Origin of the sequence: Diaphorobacter sp. JS3051, from assembly GCF_015832135.1 — a bacterium.
GTDB classification, from domain to species: domain Bacteria; phylum Pseudomonadota; class Gammaproteobacteria; order Burkholderiales; family Burkholderiaceae_C; genus Diaphorobacter; species Diaphorobacter nitroreducens.
Genome location: NZ_CP065406.1, coordinates 1,168,233 through 1,191,719, shown reverse-complemented (window position 1 = coordinate 1,191,719; position 23,487 = coordinate 1,168,233). Strand labels below are relative to the sequence as shown.

The window sequence follows — 23,487 nt, the reverse complement described above, 5'->3', positions numbered from 1 at the left end:
GCCTTTCATCCATCCATGCCCTGCGCCTTGTGCGCCGGACGTTCATCAACCATCACCCAAGGAGGTTCACATGCCCGTTGTCTCACTCAGCGCCCAGTTCGTAAAAGAGGCGGTCTGTCCACCCGAGAAAGGGAAGGTGGACTACTACGACTCATCCATCAAAGGCTTCATCCTGGAGGTCAGACCCTCCGGTGGCAAGACATTTCACCTTCGCTATCGGGACGCCCACGGCAAGCTGCGCCAACACAAGATTGGGGACGCCGATGCCATCAGCCACGACAAGGCCCGAAAGAAGGCTCAGTACCTGCGATCCGAGGTTGAACTTGGCGGCAATCCCCAGGAAGACCGCAAGGCTCTGCGTCAGGTGCCCACCCTGGCCGAGTTTGTCCGCGACACCTACATCCCCCACATCCACCTGCACAGAAGGAATTTCCAATCGACCATCAGTTTTCTGAACCATCACATCCTGCCGCGTTTCGGATCCAAGCACTTGGACGAAATCACGACCGTCATGCTCACCGAGGCCCACCTCGATTTGCGTGCCAAGGGTTATGCGCTCGCCCAAGCGAATAAGCTGCCCGTCCTGTTCAAAATCATGTTCAACCTTGCCAAGAAGAAGGAGATTCCGGGATCTCAGTCCAACCCGGCCAATGGCGTGGTGCTTTTCCACCCGAACAACGCCAAGGAACGTTACCTCACGGCTGCGGAAACCCAACGGCTTTATGAAGCCCTGGACCAAAGCGAGAACACCCAGCTCAAGCACATCGTGTCCCTGTTGCTGATGTTCGGATGCCGCAAGCGGGAGCTGCTGGATGCCCAGTGGGAACACTTCGATCTGGAGCGGCGCAACTGGCGCATCCCCATGTCCAAGAATGGCAAGGCCCGCAACATTCCCATTTCTGCCAGAGCCCTGGAGGTGTTGAACAGCCTGCCACGCTGGAAGGGATGTCCGTATGTGATCCCGAACCCGGAGACACAGAAGCCCTATGGCAATCTGTACCACCCCTGGGACAAGGTTCGCAAGCAGGTCGGTCTGGATGACTTGAGGATGCATGACTTGCGCCACACCTTTGCCAGCAACTTGGTGAACTCGGGTCAGTCCATCTATGTGGTCAGCAAGCTGTTGGGACACTCTCAGATCAAGACCACCACCCGTTACAGCCATTTGGCCGATGAAACTTTGTTCTCGGCGGTGGATGTAGCAGCCAGGGTGGTGGACGCAAGCTGGCAGGCTCCCGGAGCAGCCCAAGCCTGACTAAAATTTAAGCAGGTCCAAAACTCTCCCATCCCGCCATCCAACGCCCACTTCGGTGGGTTGGGTGGATGGTGGGGGGTGAATGGACATCTCAATCGAGGGAAAGCGCACAACGGTTTGTCAGTTTGAAAAGGCATACCGTGACCGAGTGGGGCATGCGTGGGTGGTCCAGGAAAAGACACCCGGAAAACGCAAAAATCCGTTAAAAATCTTGCACTTACGGTATCGGCTGACTGTACAACACGTTCCAGTTCGCCCATGCTTATGCCCGCGGCGAAGGCATGAAGCACTACGTGAACATGGTGCAGGAGCCCGAGTTCGCCGCACGTGAGCAGGGCTACACCTTCGTGTCGCACCAGCAGGAGGTGGGCGCAGGCTATTTCGACGACGTGACCACCGTGATCCAGGGTGGTTCTTCGAGCGTGAAGGCGCTGACCGGCTCCACCGAAGAAGAGCAGTTCCACTGATCTTCTTGGTTGATGCGAGAAGCCCGGGGCCCCCGCCTCGGGCTTTTCTATTGCTGCAGGGTAAAATGCCACATCTGTTCACCAACAAGGGCGAGAAAGGCAGTCTGGTTATGACACCGCGAACTACGACGGAGATCTGTTCCAGCCGCTGAGGCTGGCCGTTCGCGCCTGCACGAGATTTCTCTCGCCCCCTTACAAGCGCGGACCTGTACCGCGCTTTTTGCTTTCTGAACCCCAGTCAAGCGCAGCTCACCTACCGAAAAAGACTCGATAAGGATTTCCATGATTCACATTACGCTTCCCGACGGTTCCCAGCGAGAGTTTGCTGGTCCCGTGACTGTGGCGGAGGTGGCTGCCTCCATCGGTTCGGGCCTGGCCAAAGCGGCGCTCGCCGGCAAGATCGGGGACAAGGTGGTGGATACCAGCTACCAGATCACGCAAGACAGCCCGCTGTCCATCGTGACGGCCAAGGATGCCGACGGCCTGGAGGTGATCCGCCACTCCACGGCCCACCTGCTGGCCTATGCGGTCAAGGAACTGTTTCCCGATGCGCAGGTGACCATCGGGCCGGTGATCGAAAACGGCTTCTACTACGACTTCTCGTACAAGCGTCCGTTTACGCCGGAAGACTTGGCCGCCATTGAAAAGCGCATGGCGGAACTGGCTGCGAAGGATGAACCAGTGGTGCGCCGTGTATTGCCTCGGGACGAGGCGGTGGCGTACTTCAAGGGCCTGGGCGAACACTACAAGGCCGAGATCATTGCCAGCATCCCGACGAATGAGGACGTGAGCCTGTACCGCGAGGGCGGCTTTGAAGACCTGTGCCGTGGCCCCCACGTACCCAGCACCGGCAAGCTCAAGTTCTTCAAGCTCATGAAGGTGGCGGGCGCCTATTGGCGCGGCGACCACCGCAACGAGATGCTCCAGCGCATCTATGGCACGGCATGGGCCACGAAGGAAGAACTGCAGCAGTACCTGCACATGCTGGAAGAGGCCGAGAAGCGCGACCATCGCAAGCTGGGCCGTGAGCTTGACCTGTTCCACATCGACGAACATTCGCCTGGTACCGTGTTCTGGCACCCCAAGGGCTGGACGCTGTGGCAGGAGGTGGAGCAGTACATGCGCCGCGTATACCGCGACAACGGCTACCAGGAGGTCAAGGGCCCGCAGATCCTGGACAAGACGCTGTGGGAAAAAACGGGACACTGGGACAAGTACCGCGACAACATGTTCACCACTGAGAGTGAGAAGCGCGACTACGCTCTCAAGCCGATGAACTGCCCGGGCCATATCCTGATCTTCAAGCAGGGCATCAAGAGCTACCGCGACCTGCCGCTGCGCTACGGCGAGTTCGGCCAGTGCCACCGCAACGAGCCCACGGGTGGCCTGCACGGCATCATGCGCGTGCGCGGTTTCACGCAGGACGATGGTCACATCTTCTGCACGGAAGACCACATCCTGGCCGAATGCACAGCTTACACAGCGTTGCTGCAAAAGGTCTACAAGGACTTCGGCTTCCACAACATCATCTACAAGGTGGCCACGCGCCCCGAGGCACGCATCGGTTCCGACGAGAGCTGGGACAAGGCCGAGCATGCGCTGATGGAAAGCCTGCGCGCGTCGGGTTGCGAATTCGAGATCGCTCCCGGCGATGGCGCCTTCTATGGCCCGAAGATCGAGTACACGCTCAAGGACGCGATCGGACGGCAGTGGCAGTGCGGCACCATGCAGGTGGACTTCTCGATGCCCGAGCGGCTGGATGCAGAGTACGTGGGCGAGGATGGCGGGCGCCATCGGCCGGTGATGCTGCACCGCGCCATCGTGGGCAGCCTGGAGCGCTTCATCGGCATCCTGATCGAAGAACACGCTGGGGCCTTGCCCGTTTGGCTTGCGCCCGTACAGGTGGCAGTGCTCAATATCACCGACGCGCAGCAGGATTACTGTCGTGAAATCGCCGCAAAGCTGCAAAAAGCGTTGCCGAATCAAGGCCTTAGGGTGGTGACTGATCTGCGTAACGAGAAGATTACGTATAAAATACGGGAGCATTCGCTGCAAAAGCTGCCCTACATCCTCGTCGCCGGCGACAAGGAAAAGGCTGCAGGGGCTGTGGCAGTGCGTGCCCGGGGTAACAAAGACCTCGGCGTGATGTCCCTCGACGCATTTGTCGATCTGATCGCGCAGGACATTGCCTCCAAAGTCTGAATCATCGCTTGAGGCGCATCCCTGGTGCGTAAGCTGCTACGCTTTTCGTAGCTTTTTAATTGAAGGTGAGAGCCATCGCTACCGAATTTCGTGACCGTCGCCAGCGCGAGGAGCGCAAGCATCGACTGAACCGTGAAATCATGGCGCCTGAAGTGCGCCTGTCCGGTCCGGACAACGAGCCCCTGGGCATCGTCAGCCTGCAAGAGGCCCTGCGCATGGCGGGCGAGCTGGATGTGGACTTGGTTGAAATTGCAGCCACGGCTAATCCCCCGGTCTGCCGCCTGATGGACTATGGCAAGTTCAAGTATCAGGAGCAGAAGAAGGCGGCCGAGGCCAAGGCCAAGCAGACGGTCATCGAGATCAAGGAAGTCAAGTTCCGCCCTGGTACGGACGATGGCGACTACAACATCAAGCTGCGCAACATCCGCCGTTTTCTGGCGGAGGGCGATAAGTGCAAGATCACGCTGCGCTTCCGTGGCCGCGAGATCACGCACCAGGAGCTGGGCCTGGCATTGCTCAACCGCTTGAGGGATGACCTGGGCGACACCATTTTGGTGGAGCAGTTTCCCAAGCTGGAAGGTCGCCAAATGATCATGATGATCGCGCCGGCCCGCAAGAAGCCGGCAGGTAAACCTGCCGCCGAAAGCGCTCCCGCCGCTGGCGACAACGCTGCGTAAGCAAGGAGATTTGGCGGGCGCCCTCTAAAAAAGGGTGCCGGCCGATAGGCGGCATGCAAGTGCCGCCGCACGGCGAGCCGCAAGGCGCGTCGTTTGAAAAAGTGGCTCGGGGCCAACAAGGTTGCACAGCGGTGTGCAAACGCCTCACGAGCACAACCAACAGGAGCATTCACATGCCCAAGATGAAGACCAAGAGCAGCGCGAAGAAGCGTTTTCGCGTTCGTCCAGGCGGTACGGTCAAGCGTGGCCAAGCTTTCAAGCGCCACATCCTGACCAAGAAGACCACGAAGAACAAGCGCCACCTGCGTGGCATTGTGAACGTGCATGAAGGCGATATGGGTTCCATCGCAAAGATGCTGCCCTCCGCTGGCCTGTAATCAACTGACGAACAAGGAGAAAACACATGCCTCGCGTCAAACGTGGTGTAACGGCCCGCGCCCGTCACAAGAAGGTCCTCGCCCTTGCCAAGGGCTTCCGTGGTCGCCGCGGTAACGTCTTCCGCATCGCCAAGCAGGCGGTGATGAAGGCGGGGCAATATGCCTACCGTGACCGCCGCACCAAGAAGCGCGTGTTCCGCCAGTTGTGGATCGCCCGTATCAACGCCGCTGCCCGTGAACTGGGCCTGACCTACAGCCAGTTCGCCAACGGCCTGAAGAAGGCATCCATCGAGATCGACCGCAAGATGCTGGCCGACCTCGCGGTGCATGACAAGGCTGCCTTTGGCAGCATCGTGGAGCAAGTCAAGGCCAAGCTGGCTGCTTGAGTTCACGATTGGTAGCTATAAATTCTATAGCTACTAGCGCGCAAACAACAAGGGCTAGGGCTTGAAAAGGCACTAGCCCTTGTTTCTTTTTCAAGAGTCGATATGAACGAGTTGGATTCCTTGGTGACGAGCGCGCGCGAGTCGTTCGCGCGTTCCGCAACCCCTGCCGAACTGGAGAACGCCAAGGCGCAGTTCCTGGGCAAGTCAGGCCGCCTGACCGAGCTCATGAAGGGCATGGCGCAGCTCTCGCCCGAGGAGAAGAAAACCCGCGGCGCCGCCATCAACGTGGCCAAGCAGGCCGTGGAGGCAGCCCTCGCCGCACGCCGCCAGGAGCTGGCGGACGCCGAGCTGCAGGCACAGCTCAAGGCCGAGGCGCTGGATGTGACGCTGCCGGGCCGCCAGCGCGGCCGCGGCGGCCTGCATCCCGTGTCGCTGACGCTGGAGCGCATCGAGCGGATCTTCGGTTCGATGGGCTTCGAGGTGGCGGACGGCCCCGAGATCGAGACCGACTGGTTCAACTTCACGGCGCTGAACACGCCCGAGGACCACCCCGCCCGGTCCATGCACGACACCTTCTACGTGGAAGGCGGCACACCCGAAGCCCCCAACCTGCTGCGCACGCACACCAGCCCGATGCAGGTGCGCTACGCCGTGCAGCATGTGAAGAAACACCGTGGCCTGATCGACGCCGGCCAGGCCATGCCCGAGATCCGCGTGATCGCTCCGGGCCGCACCTACCGCGTGGACTCCGACGCCACGCACTCGCCCATGTTCCACCAATGTGAAGGCCTGTGGATCGGCGAGAACGTGAGCTTCAAGGACCTGAAGGTCGTGTTCACGGACTTCTGCAAGACCTTCTTTGAAAGCGACGACCTGGTGCTGCGCTTTCGCCCCAGCTTCTTCCCTTTCACCGAGCCCAGCGCCGAGATCGATATCCAGTTCCAGTCGGGCCCGTTGGCCGGCAAGTGGCTGGAGGTGGCGGGCTCCGGCCAGGTGCACCCCAACGTGGTGCGCAACATGGGGCTGGACCCCGAGCGCTTCATCGGCTTTGCCTTCGGCATGGGGCCGGACCGACTGACCATGCTGCGCTACGGCGTGAACGACCTGCGCCTGTTCTTCGACGGCGACATCCGTTTCCTGTCGCAGTTCCAGTAATGCAAAAAAGTGAGCTGCCAGCGCTTGTTAAGCCTACTCTTCAATATGTTTTCATATGGAAAACAATAGGTAGCAAGCGCTAGCAGCTCTCTTTTCAAGAGCACGCCAAAGAAGTCTGACTATGCAATTCCCCGAATCCTGGTTGCGCGAGTTCTGCAACCCTCCGCTCACCACCCAAGAACTGGCCGATACCCTGACGATGGCAGGGCTGGAGGTCGAAGAGCTGCAGCCCGTGGCGCCGCCGTTCACGAAGATCGTCGTCGGCGAGATCAAGGATGCCCAGCAGCACCCCAATGCCGACCGCCTGCGCGTGTGCCAGGTGGATGTGGGGCAGGGCGAGCCGCTGACCATCGTCTGTGGCGCGCCCAATGCCCGCGTGGGCATCAAGGTGCCGTGCGCCATGGTGGGCGCGGAGCTGCCGCCCGGCGAGGATGGCAAGCCGTTCCTCATCAAGGTGGGCAAGCTGCGCGGTGTGGAGAGCTTTGGCATGCTGTGCTCGGCGCGCGAGCTGAAACTGTCGGAGGACCATGGCGGCCTGCTGGAACTGCCGGCCGACGCGCCGCTGGGCCAGAACATCCGCCAGTACCTGAACCTGGACGACACGCTGTTCACGCTCAAGCTCACACCCAACCTGGCGCATTGCCTGAGTGTCTACGGCATCGCGCGCGAGGTGTCCGCGCTGACGGGCGCGCCGCTGAAGGCGCCGCAGTTCCCCACCATGGCCACCGCGATCGATGACCGCTTGCCCGTGCGCGTGAGCGCGCCTGACCTGTGCGGGCGCTTCTCCGGCCGCGTCGTGCGCAACGTCAATACCCAGGCCGCCACACCGCAGTGGATGGTGGACCGCCTGGCGCGCTGCGGCCAGCGCAGTGTCTCGCCGCTGGTGGACATCTCCAACTACGTGATGTTCGAGTTCGGCCGCCCGTCGCACATCTTCGACCTGGACAAGATCCATGGCGGCCTGGAAGTGCGCTGGGGCAAGGCCGGCGAACAACTCAAGCTGCTCAACGGCAACACCGTCACCGTCGATGAGAAGGTGGGTGTGATCGCCGACGAGCGCGAGGTGGAGTCGCTCGCCGGCATCATGGGTGGTGACGCCACGGCTGTGTCGGATGACACGCGCAACATCTACGTCGAGGCGGCCTTCTGGTGGCCAGAGGCCGTAGCCGGCCGCTCGCGCCGCTACAACTTCTCCACCGACGCCGGCCATCGCTTCGAGCGCGGCGTGGATCCCGAGCTGACCGTGGAGCACATCGAGCGCATCACGCAGCTGATCGTCGACATTTGCGGTACGCCAGAGACGGCATGCGCTCCCATTGATGATCAGCGCGTCAACATGCCCGTGCAAACACCGGTGCGCATGCGCATCGCGCGTGCGGCCAAGGTGATCGGCATGCCGCTCACGCAGGCGCAGTGCGTGGATGCGCTGAGGCGCCTGGGCCTGCCGCTGCAGGAGGAAGAGGGTGCCGTGACGGTCACGCCACCGTCGTTCCGCTTCGACCTGCGCCTGGAGGAAGACCTGATCGAGGAGGTGGCGCGCGTGGTGGGCTACAACAACCTGCCCACCACCCCGCCGCTGGCGCCGATCACGCCCAAGCTGCGCGCCGAATCGCGCCGCAGCAGCTTCGCGGTGCGCCGTGAACTGGCGGCATTGGGCTACCAGGAGACCATCAACTTCAGCTTTGTCGAAGAGCATTGGGAAAAGGAACTGGCCGGCAACGCCGCGCCGATCAAGCTGCTCAACCCCATCGCCAGCCACCTGAGCGTCATGCGCTCGTCGCTGCTGGGCTCTTTGCTGCAGGTGCTCAAGTTCAACCTGGACCGCAAGGCCGGCCGCGTGCGCGTGTTCGAGCTGGGGCGGGTGTTCCTGCGTGATGCGAGCGTGCAGAACACCGACCGCACGGTGGAAGGCTTCGCGCAGCCGATGCGGGTCGCGGGCCTGGCATATGGTGCGGCCGATGCGCTGCAGTGGGGCCGCAAGGACAAGGCGGTGGACTTCTACGATGCCAAGGGTGATGTGGAAGCGCTGCTCGCGCCGCTGCGCCCCACGTTCGAGCCAGCAGCGCATCCGGCACTGCACCCGGGCCGCTGCGCGCGCGTGCTGCTGGAGGGCCAGCCCATCGGCTTTGTGGGCGAATTGCATCCGCAATGGCGCCAGTCCTGGGACCTGCCGGCTGCGCCGATGATGTTTGAACTGGAGCTGGACGCCGTGCTGCAGCGCAAGGTGCCGGGCTTTCGCCCCGTGGCCAAGCGCCAGTTGGTGGAGCGGGACATTGCCGTGGTTGTGGCCGAGCGGGTCTCGCACGATGAGGTGATGCGTGCCATTGGCGGTGCGCTGGCGGGCGATCTGCTGCGCTCCGCGGTGCTGTTCGATGTTTTCCGGCCCCAGCCGCAGCGTGCGGGCGAGGCCGTGCCGGCGGGTGCTCTGGCGCAGGGCGAGAAGAGCCTGGCCATTCGCCTGACGCTGGGCAGCGACGCCGCCGCGTTGACGGACGCTGAGATCGAAGCCGCAGTGCAATCGGTGCTGCAGGCGCTGGGTGCCCACACAGGAGCGAGGTTGCGATGACTCGGGGGATGGAGCCAGGACCGGTGGAGTTCGCCGTGGAAAGCCTGGAATCGCCTGCGCTGACCAAAGCGCAGCTGGCGGATCTGCTGTTCGAGCACATCGGCCTGAACAAGCGCGAGTCCAAGGACATGGTGGACGCCTTCTTCGACCTGATCGTGCAAAGCCTGGTCGACGGCCAGGACGTGAAGCTGTCAGGGTTTGGCAATTTCCAGATCCGCACCAAGGCGCCGCGCCCGGGGCGTAACCCGCGCACTGGGGAAGCCATCCCCATCAAGGCGCGACGCGTGGTGACCTTTCATGCCAGCACCAAACTCAAGGAACAGATCCAGGGGCAGGACAAGGCTTGAAGTAGTTGACCCGAACCGGTGTTTTTGGCCCAGAGATCCTGGTCGCCGGTAAGGGGCTGCAGTACGCTCCACAGTCCTGCCCGTTTTTTGCGCCATTCCCATGAGCACCTTGCTGCCACCCATTCCGGCCAAGCGCTATTTCACGATTGGTGAAGTGGCGGAGCTCTGTGGCGTCAAACCCCATGTCCTGCGCTACTGGGAACAGGAATTCACGCAGTTGCGCCCCATGAAGCGGCGCGGCAACCGGCGCTATTACCAGCACCATGAGGTGCTGATGATCCGCCGCATTCGCGACCTGCTGTATGACCAAGGCTTCACCATCAGCGGTGCGCGCAACCGGCTGCAAGAGCTGGCCCATGCGGACAAGGCGCTGCGCGATGGTGGTGCGCCGCATGCGGACGGCCTGGAAGCGGCTGTACCCGCACAGGGTGCGAACGAGGGGATGAGCGTCGCGCAGGCGGTTCCTTTGAATGCGGCGACCCTGCGAAAAGAATTGGAAGAAATTCGCGCACTTCTTCTTACGGCCTGATTTTTCGGTATAGAATTCAAGTCTTGTCGGCGTGTAGCGCAGCCTGGTAGCGCACTTGCATGGGGTGCAAGGGGTCGCGAGTTCGAATCCCGCCACGCCGACCATTTATGCCAAAGGGACCACCGTTTTAACGGTGGTCCCTTTCTTCTTTGGCGCGTTTGGATCCTCGGCGGGACCAATGTCCTGTGCGCAGTGGGCATGCGTCTCTCGCGCTACAATGAGAGGCTTTCCCGCAAACAAGTCGCCCGGCCGCATCCAAAGCAATTTTCAACAAGCAGTAGCCTTCAGGAGCATCGCCGTTCCTGCGGCTCCCGGGCGACCCGTAAACCATCGGAGAACCCAGTGCTTTTGTCTCTCAAGGGAACCTTCCCGCCCGCCATCCTGGCGCTCGCAGACGGCACGGTCTTTATCGGTAACTCGATCGGTGCCGCCGGCACCACGGTCGGCGAAGTGGTCTTCAATACCGCCATCACCGGCTACCAGGAAATTCTCACGGACCCCAGCTACTGCCAGCAGATCGTCACCCTGACGTATCCGCACATCGGCAACTACGGCGTCAACGCAGAGGATATCGAGGCTGAAAAAGTCCACGCCGCAGGCCTCATCATCAAGGACCTGCCGCTGCTGGCCAGCAACTTCCGCATGACCGAGACGCTGCCCGAGTACCTCGTGCGTGCCAAGACGGTAGCCATCGCCAACATCGACACCCGCAAACTGACCCGCCTGCTGCGCACCCGGGGCGCGCAAAATGGCGCCATCGTCGGCTTGGCGGCTGGCGAGGCCGTGACCCAGGCGCGCATCGACGAAGCCGTGGCCGCGGCGAAGGCGGCGCCCAACATGAACGGGCTGGATCTGGCCAAGGTCGTGACCACGCGTGCCGCGTACGCCTGGGACCAGACTGAGTGGAAGCTGGGCGAAGGCTACGGCACGCAGACGGCCCCGCGCTTTCACGTCGTGGCCTATGACTATGGCGTGAAGCTGAACATCCTGCGCATGCTGGCCGAACGCGGCTGCAGGCTCACCGTGGTGCCCGCGCAGACCCCGGCGGCAGAGGTGCTGGCCATGAATCCCGATGGCGTGTTCCTGTCCAACGGCCCGGGTGACCCGGCGGCCTGCGACTACGCGATCACGGCAGTCAAGCAGATCATCGACAGCGGCGTACCTACCTTCGGCATCTGCCTGGGCCACCAGATCATGGCGCTGGCCAGTGGCGCCAGGACTTTCAAGATGGACAACAGCCACCATGGCGCAAACCACCCTGTGAAGGACTTGGACAGCGGCCGGGTAAGCATCACCAGCCAGAACCACGGTTTCGCGGTGGACATGGCATCGCTGCCGGCCACCTTGCGCGCCACGCACATCAGCCTGTTCGACGGCACTCTGCAGGGCCTGGAACACAAGGACAAGCCGGCCTTCTGCTTCCAGGGGCACCCCGAGGCGTCACCCGGTCCGCACGACATTGCCTACCTGTTCGACCGCTTCACCACTCTGATGCAGGCCGCCAAGGCCCAGTAAGCCCAAAAGGAAACCGGCGCCATGAAACTCTTCAGCTTCCCGGCTGCAGCGCTTGAGAAAGCCATTCACAAGCGCGTGCTGACATTGCCTCCAATGCACCGCGAGTGGTTCACCGAACGCTGGCAGCAAAAGCCCTACAAGAAGTCTTTCGTCGAGAACAAGGCCATGCCCCTGGTCACGCTGATCGCCAAGGGCAAGACCTGGGACGATGCGACCTTCGCAGAGGCCATGCAGGAGTGGGACGTGACGTTCTACGAGGCAGAAGCCGAAGTGTTGCGACCCCTGGTTCAGGGCGACGGCCTGCTGCAGCTGATGCAAAAGAACCTCCCCGCCGAGCGGGCCCAGGCGCTGCTGGACAGGCTGAATACGCGGCGCCCCGCAGCGGTGTCTGCCGCCCCAGCCTCAGCCCCAGCGACCGATTGATAGACATACCATGCCAAAACGCACAGACATCAAAAGCATCCTCATCATCGGCGCCGGCCCGATCATCATCGGCCAGGCCTGCGAGTTCGACTACTCGGGCGTGCAGGCCTGCAAGGCGCTGCGCGAGGAGGGCTACAAGGTCATCCTGATCAACAGCAACCCCGCGACGATCATGACCGACCCGGCCACGGCCGACGTCACCTACATCGAGCCCATCACCTGGCAGACGGTCGAGAAGATCATCGCCAAGGAGCGCCCCGACGCCATCCTGCCCACCATGGGTGGCCAGACCGCGCTGAACTGCGCGCTGGACCTGTGGCGCAACGGCGTGCTGCACAAGTACAAGGTCGAACTGATCGGCGCGACGCCCGAGGCCATCGACAAGGCCGAAGACCGCCTGAAGTTCAAGGATGCGATGACCCGCATCGGCCTTGGGTCGGCGCGCTCCGGCATCGCCCACAGCATGGACGAGGCCTGGGCCGTGCAGAAGAACGTGGGCTTCCCCACCGTCATCCGTCCCAGCTTCACGCTGGGCGGCACGGGCGGCGGGATCGCCTACAACCCGGAAGAATTCGAAACCATCTGCAAGCGCGGCCTGGAAGCCTCGCCGACCAACGAGCTGCTGATCGAAGAGTCGCTGCTCGGCTGGAAGGAGTACGAGATGGAGGTCGTGCGCGACAAGGCGGACAACTGCATCATCGTGTGCTCGATCGAGAACCTGGACCCGATGGGCGTGCACACGGGCGACTCCATCACCGTGGCCCCGGCGCAGACGCTGACCGACAAGGAATACCAGATCATGCGCAACGCCAGCCTGGCAGTGCTGCGCGAGATCGGTGTAGACACGGGCGGCTCCAACGTGCAGTTCTCGGTGAACCCGAAGGACGGCCGCATGATCGTGATCGAGATGAACCCACGCGTGTCGCGCTCGTCGGCGCTGGCCTCCAAGGCCACGGGCTTCCCGATCGCCAAGGTCGCTGCCAAGCTGGCCGTGGGCTATACGCTCGATGAACTGAAGAACGAGATCACCGGCGGCGCCACCCCCGCGTCGTTCGAGCCCTCCATCGACTACGTCGTCACCAAGATCCCGCGCTTTGCGTTCGAGAAATTCCCTGCGGCCGACAGCCGCCTGACCACGCAGATGAAGTCCGTAGGCGAGGTGATGGCCATGGGCCGCACTTTCCAGGAGTCCTTCCAGAAGGCGTTGCGCGGCCTGGAGGTGGGCGTGGATGGCATGAATGAGAAGACCCAGGACCGCGAGTTGCTCGAGAAGGAACTGGGCGAGCCGGGACCTGAGCGTATCTGGTACGTGGGCGACGCGTTCGCCATGGGCCTGTCGGTGGACGAGGTGCATGACCTCACCAAAATCGACAAGTGGTTCCTCGTGCAGATCGAGGAGATCGTGAAGATCGAACTCGACCTGGACCAACTCACGGCCGAGAAGGGCGATGGCGCGCTGGCCTCGCTGGATGCGGACACGTTGCGCGCGCTCAAGAAGAAGGGCTTCTCCGACCGCCGCCTGGCCAAGCTGCTCAAAACCAACGAGAAGGCTGTACGCGAAGCGCGCCATGCGCTGAATGTGCGCCCGGTGTACAAGCGCGTGGATACCTGCGCCGCTGAATTCGCCACCAATACCGCCTACATGTATTCGACCTATGAGGACGAATGCGAAGCCGAGCCCACCAACCAGAAGAAGATCATGGTGCTGGGTGGCGGCCCCAACCGCATCGGCCAGGGCATCGAGTTCGACTACTGCTGCGTGCATGCCGCCCTCGCCATGCGTGAGGACGGGTACGAGACCATCATGGTCAACTGCAACCCCGAGACTGTCTCGACCGACTATGACACGTCGGATCGCCTGTACTTCGAACCGCTGACGCTGGAAGACGTGCTGGAGATCGTGGACAAGGAAAAGCCCGAGGGCGTGATCGTGCAGTACGGCGGCCAGACGCCACTGAAGCTGGCGCTGGGCCTGGAGGCCGCTGGCGTGCCGATCATTGGCACCACCCCCGACATGATCGACGCCGCCGAGGACCGCGAGCGTTTCCAGAAGCTGCTGGGCGACCTGGGCCTGCGCCAGCCGCCCAATGCCACCGCGCGTACCGAACCCGAGGCGTTGGAGAAGGCCGCTGCCCTGGGCTACCCGCTGGTGGTGCGCCCCAGCTATGTGCTGGGCGGCCGTGCCATGGAGATCGTGCATGAGCAGCGCGACCTGGAACGCTACATGCGCGAAGCCGTCAAGGTAAGCAACGATTCGCCCGTGCTGCTGGATCGCTTCCTCTCCAATGCCATCGAATGCGATGTGGATTGTGTGCGCGATGCCTCCGGTGCCGTGTTCATCGGCGGCGTGATGGAGCACATCGAACAGGCTGGCGTGCACTCGGGCGACTCCGCCTGTTCGCTGCCGCCGTACTACCTGAAGGCCGAGACGGTGGCCGAGATCAAGCGCCAGACCACGGCCATGGCCCATGGCCTGAACGTGGTGGGCCTGATGAACGTGCAGTTCGCAATTCAGGAAACCGACGACGGCGATGTGATCTACGTGCTGGAAGTGAACCCGCGCGCCTCGCGCACGGTGCCGTTCGTCAGCAAGGCCACGGGCATCCAGTTGGCCAAGGTGGCGGCGCGCTGCATGGCCGGCCAGACCCTGGCCAGCCAGGGCATCACCAAGGAAGTCACGCCGCCGTACTTCAGCGTGAAGGAGGCCGTGTTCCCCTTCGTCAAGTTCCCGGGCGTGGACACCATTCTGGGCCCCGAGATGAAGTCCACCGGCGAAGTCATGGGCGTGGGCAAGACCTTTGGCGAGGCCTTCGTCAAGAGCCAACTGGGTGCGGGTACGCGCCTGCCGCGCTCGGGCAAGGTGTTCCTCACCGTGAAGAACGCCGACAAGCAGCGCGCGGTGGCGATTGCCCGCGACCTAGCGGCCATGGGCTTCGAGCTGCTGGCCACCAAGGGAACGGCCGCGGCCATCGAGGCCGCCGGCGTGCCGGTGCAGGTGGTCAACAAGGTGACCGAAGGCCGCCCGCACATCGTGGACATGATCAAGAACGACGAGATCGCCATGGTCATCAACACAGTGGAGGAGCGCCGCAACGCGATTGCCGATTCGCGCGCGATCCGCACCAGTTCGCTGCTGGCGCGCGTGACCACCTTCACGACCATCTTCGGCGCCGAAGCGGCCGTGGAAGGCATGAAGCACCTCGACAATCTGGACGTGTATTCGGTGCAGGAACTGCACGCCCGCCTGGCGGCTGCAGCCTGAGCGCGGCACCGGGTTTTAGGGGATGACCGCCGCGGCAAACGCGGCATAATCGCCCTTGATTTGTGAGACCGCCGCGCGGCAACGCGCGGCGGTTTGCTTTTTGCATCTGGAATCTGGAGACTGACCCATGGCCACCATTCCCATCACCAAGCGCGGCGCAGAGAAACTCAAGGAGGAACTGCACCGCCTCAAGACCGTCGAGCGGCCTGCCGTGATCAGCGCCATTGCGGAGGCGCGCGCGCAGGGCGATCTGAGCGAAAACGCCGAGTACGAAGCCGCCAAGGACCGCCAGGGCTTCATCGAAGGCCGCATCATGGAGATCGAAGGCAAGCTGTCGGCGGCCCAGATCATCGACCCCTCGGCGCTGGACGCCGGCGGTCGCGTGGTCTTCGGCGCCACGGTGGAGCTGGAGGACGAGGACACGGGCGACGCCGTGAAGTACCAGATCGTGGGCGAGGACGAAGCCGACTTGAAGCACGGCCTGATCAATGTTTCCAGCCCGATCGCGCGCGCGCTCATCGGCAAGGAAGAGGGCGACACGGCCGAGGTGCAGGCGCCTGGGGGCGTGCGGCGCTACGAAGTGGTGGCCGTCAGCTACATCTGAGGGTGCACGCCATGCGCGAACGCCTGCCCGTGCTGGCTGCGGCCCTGTGGTGGGGTAGCCTCTCGGCCATGGGCTTCGTGGCCGTGCCGATGCTGTTCGTCCACCTGCCCACGCCGAGTATGGCGGGGCAGATGGCAGCCCGTTTGTTCGAGGCGCAGACTTATATTTCGATAGCGTGTTGCGCTTGTCTGTTGGTGCTTTCCAAAAGAAAACACGCGGAAACCGAGGAGCAGTGGGCGCGAGCAGCTATGGTTTTTGTGATCCTCGGCCTGCTGCTGGCCTTGCTGGTGCAATATGGCGTGGCGCCGCGCATCGTGGCGCGCCAGAACCTGCGGCTGTGGCACAGCGTGGGCAGTGCCATGTATCTGGTGCAATGGCTCTGCGCGGGTATTACGTTGTGGAAAACTGCCAGGCAAGGAGGGTGAGCGAGCATGGAATCCCAGGTCGTACGCATCGAATCCCGTGATTGGTCGGTACCGGGGACCGACGCCTGGCGCGCTGCGCTGGAGGGCGGCAAGGTGCTGTTCTTTCCCAACCTCGCCTTCGAGGTGCAGCCTGACGAGCGCGCCCTGCTGCGGCCCGACATCCGCGACCCTGGTGCGCGCAACATCAGCCTGAATGTTGACGGCAGCCTGAAGGGCGCGGTGGGCGACGCCGCCACCCAGGCGCAGTTGACGGCCATGATCACGCGCTTTCGGGCGCAGGCGCTGGGCTTGATCGAGGCGCTGCTGCCGCATTACACCTCTGCGCTGCGACTGGCCCCCACCAGCTACCGGCCGATGCAGGTGGAAAGCCGCCAGCAATCCTGGCGGGCCGACGACCGGCGGCTGCACGTGGATGCGTTTCCCTCGCGCCCCAACTATGGCGAACGCATCCTGCGCGTGTTTGCCAACGTCAACCCCGACGGGGCGCCCCGTGTGTGGCGCGTGGGTGAGCCCTTCGAAGCCATGGCGCGTAAGTTCCTGCCACGCGCCAAGCCGTATTCGGCGTGGCAGGCCAAGGTGCTGCAGGCGCTGCGTGTGACCAAGTCCTTTCGCAGCGAGTACGACCACCTGATGCTGCAACTGCACGACGGCATGAAGGGCGACCTGGAGTACCAGCGCACCAGTCCGCAGGAAACGGTGCCGTTTCCGGCGGGTTCGGTATGGGTGTGCTTTTCGGACCAAGCCACGCATGCGGTCATGTCCGGCCAATACATGCTGGAGCAGACATTGCACCTGCCCGCGTCGCATGCGTATGACCGGGAAGCGAGCCCCTTGGCGATCCTCACGCGATTGACGGGCCGGCCGTTGCACGGCGTTCCGACGGCCTAACCGGCGCCTTGGCGCTGACGGCTCCTCTCCGCCCCGCTTCGTGGCGGTGCGACCTCGTCATTCGTGCCAGTGGCGCGCCACCCAGCGTGCGGGCTGGATGTGGTGAAAGCGCTTGTTGCGCCGTCCCTCCAGCGCATCCGGCGGATTGCATTCGCCGTGGAAGATCATGATGCGTGCGCCTTCGGGCACGAAGGGCTCGCGCCAGTAGTTGCTCGGCCACACGGGAATGCCGTCGTACTTGAAGCTCGGGCACCAGCCTTCAGGCCAGTACGACAGTTTGCCCTGGGCGTGCAGGAAGCGTGACAGAAAGGCCTGCTCGTTGCGATAGCTAGCCTGCACCTCGTCCATGTGCGTGCGAAAGTACGCCAGCACATCGGCATGCGCGCCCAGTTCAAAGCGGTAGACCGAGGAGTTGCCCGTGATCCGCTGGCCAAAGCGCCAGAAACGGGGGTAGTCGTGGATGATGAGAAATTCACCCGGCTGCTCGAAGAAGGGATCCAGCCCGCCCACGATCACCACGTCGAGGTCGAGGAACAGCGCTGTGCCGCGCAGGCCGTGCAGGTCGGCCTCGAAGGTCGTGAGCTTCTTCCAGGCGCCGTCCCGCTGGCCGGGCGCCAGTTGCAGATTCAGCGGCGGGATGGGCAGGCACTGCACCTCGGGGCGTATGCCTGCATCGTCGTCCGTGAGGCAGACGAAGTTGAACTCGCCACTCAGGTGGCGGCGCACCATGGCGTAAAGACGGTTGACGTACTCGGGGCCATATTTCGTGCCCCACTTCATGCAAAGGATGTGGCGCTGGTGCTGCTGCGGTGCGTTCATGGGATCTAGGGTCAATCGGCCTGGCGTTTTTTCACCGACTTCTGCTTGGGCTTGGCACGCTTGATCTGCCCGCCAGGCGTCAGACGCTGGTTACCCAGCACACGCAGTTGCTTGACCTCGGGGCGCTGGCCGCCGCGCTTGCTGAACTTGAGTACCTTCACATCGCGGGGACCGGGCATGCGGTCTTCGTCGATGGCTTTCTCTTTCGCAGGAATGGGCCGCCACAGCACCAGCAGCTTGCCGATATGCTGGATGGGTGCGGCGTTCAGCGCATCGGCCAGTTGCTGATACATCTCCTCGCGTGCGGCGCGGTCGTCGTTGAAGACGCGCACCTTGATGAGGCCATGGGCCTTGAGTGCGGCATCGATCTCCTTTTGAACGGCGGCCGTAAGTCCGTCGCCACCGATCAGGACCACGGGGTCCAGATGGTGGGCATTGGCGCGGTGTTCCCGGCGCTCGGCGGGAGTCAGTTGAATTTGAGGCATACCCGTATTATCTCAACGCCCCGGCAATGGCCGGCATACTGCTGTCCCCCGATCCGGGGCGGCGCACCGATCTATCCATGAAAGCCCAGACCAAAAGCAAGAAGGTGAACAAGGCATGGCTCCACGACCATGTCAACGACACCTACGTCAAGCTCGCCCAGAAGGAGGGCTACCGTGCGCGCGCCGCCTACAAACTCAAGGAGATCGACGAACAGCTCGGGCTGATCAAGCCCGGCCATGTGGTGGTGGATCTTGGGTCGTCTCCGGGGGCCTGGAGCCAGTATGTGCGCCGGCGGTTGTCGCCGGACGGGGCTGCCGTGGGGCAACTCAACGGCGTCATCATCGCGCTGGACATCCTGCCGATGGAGCCGATTGAAGGCGTCACCTTTTTACAGGGGGATTTTCGGGAGGAGGAGGTGCTGGCACGCTTGCAGGAGGCCGTGCAAGCGCGGCCCGTGGATGTGGTGGTGTCGGATATGGCTCCCAATCTGTCGGGCGTGGAGTCGGTGGATGCCGTGCGTATCGCGCACCTGATCGAGCTGGCGGTGGACTTTGCCGTGCACCATCTGAAGCCTGAGGGGGCACTGGTTGTGAAGCTGTTCCACGGCAGCGGTTACTCCCAGCTGGTGCAACTCTTCAAGGACACCTTTCGCGTGGTCAAGCCGATGAAGCCCAAGGCCTCGCGCGACAAATCATCGGAGACCTTTCTGGTGGGCATGGGGCTCAAGCGTCAAGGTTGACCGCAGCGCCTTGACCATGGCCTGTGCCGGGGTTAATGGGCGGTGCTGGCGGGTTGAAACGCCTAAAATGAACCCCAATTGCGTTAGGACGTTTCCATGACAGTGTCGTGGCCGGCCTCCCACTTCTGAATCTGGAGTTCCGCTTGAACAATCAGTGGTTTTCAAAAGTCGCCGTCTGGCTGGTCATTGCCATGGTGCTCTTTACGGTGTTCAAACAATTTGACACCCGTGCGGGCGCGGGCGCCGGAACCATCGGCTATTCGGAATTCCTGGAAGAGGTGCGCAGCAACCGCATCAAGAGCGCGACGATCCAGGAAGGGCAGGGCGGCACCGAGATCGTGGCGATCACCAATGATGACCGCCGCATCCGCACCACGGCCACCTACCTCGACCGCGGCCTCGTGGGCGATCTGATCAACAACAACGTCAAGTTCGACGTCAAGCCGCGCGAAGAAGGCTCGCTGCTCATGACCCTGCTGGTCAGCTGGGGCCCGATGCTGCTGCTGATCGGCGTATGGGTGTACTTCATGCGCCAGATGCAGGGCGGCGGCAAGGGTGGTGCCTTCAGCTTCGGAAAGTCGAAGGCGCGCATGCTGGACGAGAACAACAACACCGTCACCTTCGCGGACGTGGCGGGCTGCGACGAGGCCAAGGAAGAGGTCAAGGAGGTTGTGGACTTCCTGAAAGACCCGCAGAAATTCCAGAAGCTCGGTGGCCGCATCCCGCGTGGCCTGTTGCTGGTCGGCCCTCCGGGCACCGGCAAGACGCTGTTGGCCAAGTCCATTGCTGGCGAAGCCAAGGTGCCGTTCTTCAGCATCTCGGGCTCCGACTTCGTGGAAATGTTCGTTGGCGTGGGCGCGGCCCGCGTGCGCGACATGTTCGAGAACGCCAAGAAGAACGCCCCCTGCATCATCTTCATCGATGAGATCGACGCCGTGGGCCGCCAGCGTGGCGCTGGCCTGGGCGGTGGCAATGACGAGCGCGAGCAGACGCTGAATCAGATGCTGGTCGAGATGGATGGCTTCGAGACCAACCTGGGCGTGATCGTCGTGGCTGCGACCAACCGTCCCGACATCCTGGACGCTGCCTTGCTGCGCCCCGGCCGTTTCGACCGCCAGGTCTATGTGACGCTGCCTGATATTCGTGGGCGTGAGCAGATCCTGGGTGTGCACATGCGCAAGATTCCGGTAGGGCAGGACGTGAACCCCGCCATCATTGCGCGCGGAACGCCCGGCATGTCCGGCGCAGACTTGGCCAACCTGTGCAACGAAGCAGCGTTGATGGCTGCACGGCGCAATGCGCGCACCGTGGAGATGCAGGACTTCGAGAAGGCCAAGGACAAGATCATCATGGGCCCTGAGCGCAAGACCATGGTCATGCCCGAGGAAGAGCGCCGCAACACGGCCTACCACGAAGCAGGCCATGCGCTGATCGGCAAGTTGTTGCCGAAGTGCGACCCGGTGCATAAGGTCACCATCATTCCGCGCGGCCGCGCGCTGGGCGTGACCATGAGCCTGCCCGAGAAGGACCGCTACTCCTACGACAAGGAGTACATGCTGAACCAGATCGCCATGCTGTTCGGCGGGCGCATTGCCGAAGAAGTGTTCATGAACCAGATGACCACGGGCGCCAGCAATGACTTCGAACGCGCCACGTCCATCGCGCGCGACATGGTGATGCGCTACGGCATGAGCGAGGCCCTGGGGCCCATGGTGTACGCGGAGAACGAAGGCGAGGTGTTCCTGGGCCGTTCGGTGACCAAGACCACCAATATCTCCGAAGAAACCATGCAGAAGGTGGATGCCGAGGTGCGTCGCATCATCGACGAGCAGTACGGATTGGCACGCCGCCTGATCGAAGAGAACCAGGACAAGATGCACGCCATGGCGAAGGCCATGCTGGAGTGGGAAACCATCGATGCCGAACAGCTGGACGACATCATGGCCGGCCGGGCGCCTCGCCCGCCCAAGGACTGGACGCCGCGCACCCCTCCTTCGGGTGGTGATGGTTCCAGCGGCGGCACTCCGGCCGTCAAGCCGGACCCGGCGCCCTCCGCCGCCTGACAGCGGTTTGGCATGAAGAACGGGGCCTCGCGCCCCGTTTTCTGTATTTCACGGCTCTCACTCACTCACGCATGCGCTGGCAAACCACACGTTTCGACGTGGACCTCACGCGTCCCCAGGTCATGGGGATCGTCAACGTCACCCCAGATTCCTTCTCAGACGGCGGCCGGCATGTTGATACGCGGGGAGCGTTGCGGCACTGCGAGCAGCTGATCAAGGATGGCGCGGATATCCTGGACATCGGCGGTGAATCCACGCGCCCGGGTAGCCCGGCGGTGCCGCTGGAGCAAGAGCTGGCGCGCGTCGTGCCGCTGGTGGTGGAGGCGGTGCGCCTGGGGGTGCCAGTCTCGGTCGACACCTACAAGCCCCAGGTCATGCAGGCGGTGCTGGACCTGGGGGCGGACATCGTCAACGACATCTGGGCGTTGCGCCAGCCAGGGGCGGCCGGGATCGTCGCCGCCCATCCGCGCTGCGGCGTGTGCCTGATGCATATGCACCGGGACCCGCAGACCATGCAGGCCACGCCCATGGAGGAAGATGTGGTGCCGTCAGTGCTCTATTTTTTGGAGCGCTCAGCGCAGGAACTGCAAGCGCTGGGCGTGGAAAAGGCCCGCATCGTACTCGACTATGGCATTGGGTTCGGCAAGACAGTCGAGCAAAATTTCGCCCTGCTGGCCCGCCAGCCCGAGCTCCTGGCCTTGGGCTACCCGTTGCTGGCCGGCTGGTCGCGCAAATCGTCCATCGGTTCCGTCACTGGCCTGCCTGTGCACGAACGCATGGCACCAAGCGTTGCCGCGGCCGTGCTTGCCGTGGAGCGCGGTGCGCGGGTGGTGCGTGTGCATGACGTACGCGACACCGTGGCGGCGCTGGCGGTGTGGAGCGCGATGCGGCAGCAGGACACCGGCGCCGCCATTTTCCAGTAATCAAGGAATTTCATGACCCGCAAGTATTTCGGCACCGATGGCATCCGCGGCACGGTGGGGCAGTCGCCCATCACCCCCGACTTCGCGCTGCGCTTGGCACATGCGGTAGGGCGTGTGCTGCGCCGCACGCAGGAGCGTCCCACGGTGCTCATCGGCAAGGACACGCGCATCTCCGGCTACATGCTGGAAAGCGCGCTGGAATCGGGCTTCAACTCGGCGGGTGTGGATGTCGTGCTGCTGGGGCCGCTGCCCACGCCGGGCGTGGCCTACCTCACGCGTGCCCAGCGTGCGAGCCTGGGCGTGGTCATCAGCGCCAGCCACAATCCATACCCCGACAACGGCATCAAGTTCTTCAGTGCGCAAGGCACCAAGCTGCCCGACGCATGGGAAGAAGAGGTGGAAGCCGCCCTGGAGCAACCGCCCGTGTGGGCCGATTCCGCATCGCTGGGCAAGACGCGACGGCTGGATGACGCCGCCGGCCGTTACATCGAATTCTGCAAGAGCACTTTTGCCAACGACCTCACGCTGCGGGGCCTGAAGATCGTCGTGGATGCCGCACATGGCGCGGCTTATCACATCGCGCCCAAGGTGTTCCATGAACTGGGGGCCGAGGTCCTGGCGATCGGGTGCGCGCCCGATGGACTCAACATCAACCATCAGGTGGGCGCCACGCATCCGGACGCGCTGGTGCGGGCCGTGCGTGCCAACCATGCTGACTACGGCATTGCGCTGGATGGCGACGCGGACCGCGTGCAAATGGTGGATGCGGCGGGGCGGCTTTTCAACGGTGACGAACTGCTCTACGTGATGGTTGCCGCCCGGCTGGCGCGCGACGAGCATGTGCCCGGCGTAGTCGGCACCTTGATGACCAACATGGCCGTGGAAGAAGCCCTGCAGCGGCGCGGCGTGAAATTCATGCGCGCCAAGGTGGGGGACCGCTATGTGCTGGAAGAACTCCAGCGCCAGCATTGGCTGTTGGGCGGGGAGGGCTCGGGCCACCTGCTCGCGCTGGACCGGCACACCACGGGCGATGGCCTGATCAGCGCGTTGCAGGTGTTGCAGGCGTGCGTGCGCAGCGGCAAAACGCTGGCACAGCTGCTCGCGGACGTGCCGTTGTTTCCTCAGGTGTTGCTCAATGTGCGCTTGAACCCGGGACAGGACTGGAAAACCAACCCTGTGCTCGCGGATGCCATCCGCGACGCAGAGGCCGAATTGGGCGCCCATGGCCGCGTGCTGGTACGCGCCAGCGGCACGGAGCCACTGTTGCGCGTGATGGTGGAGGCACGTGAGGCCGAGCAGGCGAACCGCTGCGCACAACGCATGGCAGACGCGGCGCGTGCGGGCTGATTTGCTATTGTTAGTGTAGCTGCTTGCGCTTG

The 23,487-nt window shown here is 63.1% G+C and carries 21 protein-coding genes, 1 tRNA gene and 1 pseudogene; 21 read left to right on the top strand and 2 right to left on the bottom strand.

Features of this window, described 5'->3' with window-relative positions; genetic code table 11:
- The first annotated feature begins 70 nt into the window (after positions 1 to 70).
- The 17 genes and pseudogenes from I3K84_RS05600 (at position 71) to I3K84_RS05520 (ending at position 17,078) form a co-directional block, all read left to right on the top strand.
- Entirely contained in the window at positions 71 to 1,255 is a 1,185-nt protein-coding gene (locus I3K84_RS05600) for a site-specific integrase (RefSeq protein WP_196995667.1), read from the top strand.
- A gap of 236 nt (positions 1,256 to 1,491) precedes the next feature.
- Positions 1,492 to 1,722, top strand: a pseudogene (locus I3K84_RS05595) (isocitrate lyase); the annotation flags it as partial.
- Between the two features lie 282 nt (positions 1,723 to 2,004).
- Positions 2,005 to 3,924 carry a threonine--tRNA ligase gene (gene thrS, locus I3K84_RS05590; RefSeq protein WP_196995666.1) on the top strand — a complete coding sequence of 640 codons (1,920 nt, stop codon included), beginning with the start codon at positions 2,005 to 2,007 and terminating at the stop codon, positions 3,922 to 3,924.
- 65 nt (positions 3,925 to 3,989) lie between these two features.
- Positions 3,990 to 4,601 carry a translation initiation factor IF-3 gene (gene infC, locus I3K84_RS05585; RefSeq protein WP_083766753.1) on the top strand — a complete coding sequence of 204 codons (612 nt, stop codon included), beginning with the start codon at positions 3,990 to 3,992 and terminating at the stop codon, positions 4,599 to 4,601.
- A gap of 173 nt (positions 4,602 to 4,774) precedes the next feature.
- Entirely contained in the window at positions 4,775 to 4,978 is a 204-nt protein-coding gene (gene rpmI, locus I3K84_RS05580; RefSeq protein WP_011805603.1) for a 50S ribosomal protein L35, read from the top strand.
- Between the two features lie 26 nt (positions 4,979 to 5,004).
- Positions 5,005 to 5,364, top strand: coding sequence for a 50S ribosomal protein L20 (gene rplT, locus I3K84_RS05575; RefSeq protein WP_005795139.1), 360 nt, complete (start codon positions 5,005 to 5,007; stop codon positions 5,362 to 5,364).
- Between the two features lie 102 nt (positions 5,365 to 5,466).
- Positions 5,467 to 6,519 (top strand): phenylalanine--tRNA ligase subunit alpha, encoded by a 1,053-nt coding sequence (gene pheS / locus I3K84_RS05570; protein WP_011805602.1) that lies wholly within the window; start codon positions 5,467 to 5,469, stop codon positions 6,517 to 6,519.
- Positions 6,520 to 6,640: 121 nt separating this feature from the next.
- A complete protein-coding gene (gene pheT, locus I3K84_RS05565; RefSeq protein WP_196995665.1) occupies positions 6,641 to 9,085 on the top strand; it encodes a phenylalanine--tRNA ligase subunit beta in 2,445 nt (814 codons plus the stop codon).
- Positions 9,082 to 9,432, top strand: coding sequence for an integration host factor subunit alpha (locus I3K84_RS05560; protein ID WP_103737589.1), 351 nt, complete (start codon positions 9,082 to 9,084; stop codon positions 9,430 to 9,432). Before pheT ends, I3K84_RS05560 begins: the two co-directional genes overlap by 4 nt.
- Before the next feature lie 100 nt (positions 9,433 to 9,532).
- Positions 9,533 to 9,961: a MerR family transcriptional regulator gene (locus tag I3K84_RS05555; protein ID WP_196995664.1), complete on the top strand. Its 429-nt coding sequence runs from the start codon at positions 9,533 to 9,535 to the stop codon at positions 9,959 to 9,961.
- 27 nt (positions 9,962 to 9,988) lie between these two features.
- Positions 9,989 to 10,065: transfer RNA gene (locus I3K84_RS05550), tRNA-Pro, on the top strand.
- Between the two features lie 238 nt (positions 10,066 to 10,303).
- Complete coding sequence (carA, locus tag I3K84_RS05545; RefSeq protein ID WP_162844556.1) at positions 10,304 to 11,476, top strand: glutamine-hydrolyzing carbamoyl-phosphate synthase small subunit; 1,173 nt, start codon at positions 10,304 to 10,306, stop codon at positions 11,474 to 11,476.
- Between the two features lie 21 nt (positions 11,477 to 11,497).
- A complete protein-coding gene (locus tag I3K84_RS05540) occupies positions 11,498 to 11,899 on the top strand; it encodes a hypothetical protein (RefSeq protein ID WP_011805597.1) in 402 nt (133 codons plus the stop codon).
- A 10-nt stretch (positions 11,900 to 11,909) separates the two neighbouring features.
- On the top strand, positions 11,910 to 15,161 hold the full coding sequence (gene carB, locus I3K84_RS05535; RefSeq protein ID WP_103737591.1) for a carbamoyl-phosphate synthase large subunit: 3,252 nt from the start codon (positions 11,910 to 11,912) through the stop codon (positions 15,159 to 15,161).
- Positions 15,162 to 15,288: 127 nt separating this feature from the next.
- The gene (gene greA / locus I3K84_RS05530) at positions 15,289 to 15,765 is read left to right on the top strand and encodes a transcription elongation factor GreA (protein WP_011805595.1); all 477 of its coding nucleotides are present in this window, start codon (positions 15,289 to 15,291) and stop codon (positions 15,763 to 15,765) included.
- Between the two features lie 11 nt (positions 15,766 to 15,776).
- Entirely contained in the window at positions 15,777 to 16,190 is a 414-nt protein-coding gene (locus tag I3K84_RS05525) for a DUF4149 domain-containing protein (RefSeq protein ID WP_196995663.1), read from the top strand.
- A gap of 6 nt (positions 16,191 to 16,196) precedes the next feature.
- Positions 16,197 to 17,078 (top strand): Kdo hydroxylase family protein, encoded by an 882-nt coding sequence (locus tag I3K84_RS05520; protein ID WP_123676415.1) that lies wholly within the window; start codon positions 16,197 to 16,199, stop codon positions 17,076 to 17,078.
- Positions 17,079 to 17,135: 57 nt separating this feature from the next.
- On the opposite strand, the gene I3K84_RS05515 is transcribed toward I3K84_RS05520, so the two are convergent.
- Entirely contained in the window at positions 17,136 to 17,897 is a 762-nt protein-coding gene (locus I3K84_RS05515) for a glycosyltransferase (protein ID WP_196995662.1), read from the bottom strand.
- An 11-nt stretch (positions 17,898 to 17,908) separates the two neighbouring features.
- Positions 17,909 to 18,382, bottom strand: a complete 474-nt coding sequence (locus I3K84_RS05510; RefSeq protein ID WP_011805591.1) for a YhbY family RNA-binding protein — start codon at positions 18,380 to 18,382, stop codon at positions 17,909 to 17,911.
- A gap of 77 nt (positions 18,383 to 18,459) precedes the next feature.
- Here I3K84_RS05510 and I3K84_RS05505 point away from each other — a divergent pair, with 77 nt between their 5' ends.
- The 4 genes from I3K84_RS05505 (at position 18,460) to glmM (ending at position 23,455) form a co-directional block, all read left to right on the top strand.
- On the top strand, positions 18,460 to 19,122 hold the full coding sequence (locus I3K84_RS05505; protein WP_196996068.1) for an RlmE family RNA methyltransferase: 663 nt from the start codon (positions 18,460 to 18,462) through the stop codon (positions 19,120 to 19,122).
- Positions 19,123 to 19,265: 143 nt separating this feature from the next.
- Positions 19,266 to 21,185, top strand: coding sequence for an ATP-dependent zinc metalloprotease FtsH (gene ftsH, locus I3K84_RS05500; RefSeq protein ID WP_123676452.1), 1,920 nt, complete (start codon positions 19,266 to 19,268; stop codon positions 21,183 to 21,185).
- A gap of 71 nt (positions 21,186 to 21,256) precedes the next feature.
- Positions 21,257 to 22,108 (top strand): dihydropteroate synthase, encoded by an 852-nt coding sequence (folP, locus tag I3K84_RS05495; RefSeq protein ID WP_196995661.1) that lies wholly within the window; start codon positions 21,257 to 21,259, stop codon positions 22,106 to 22,108.
- A 12-nt stretch (positions 22,109 to 22,120) separates the two neighbouring features.
- On the top strand, positions 22,121 to 23,455 hold the full coding sequence (gene glmM, locus I3K84_RS05490; protein WP_123676411.1) for a phosphoglucosamine mutase: 1,335 nt from the start codon (positions 22,121 to 22,123) through the stop codon (positions 23,453 to 23,455).
- Positions 23,456 to 23,487 lie beyond the last annotated feature (32 nt).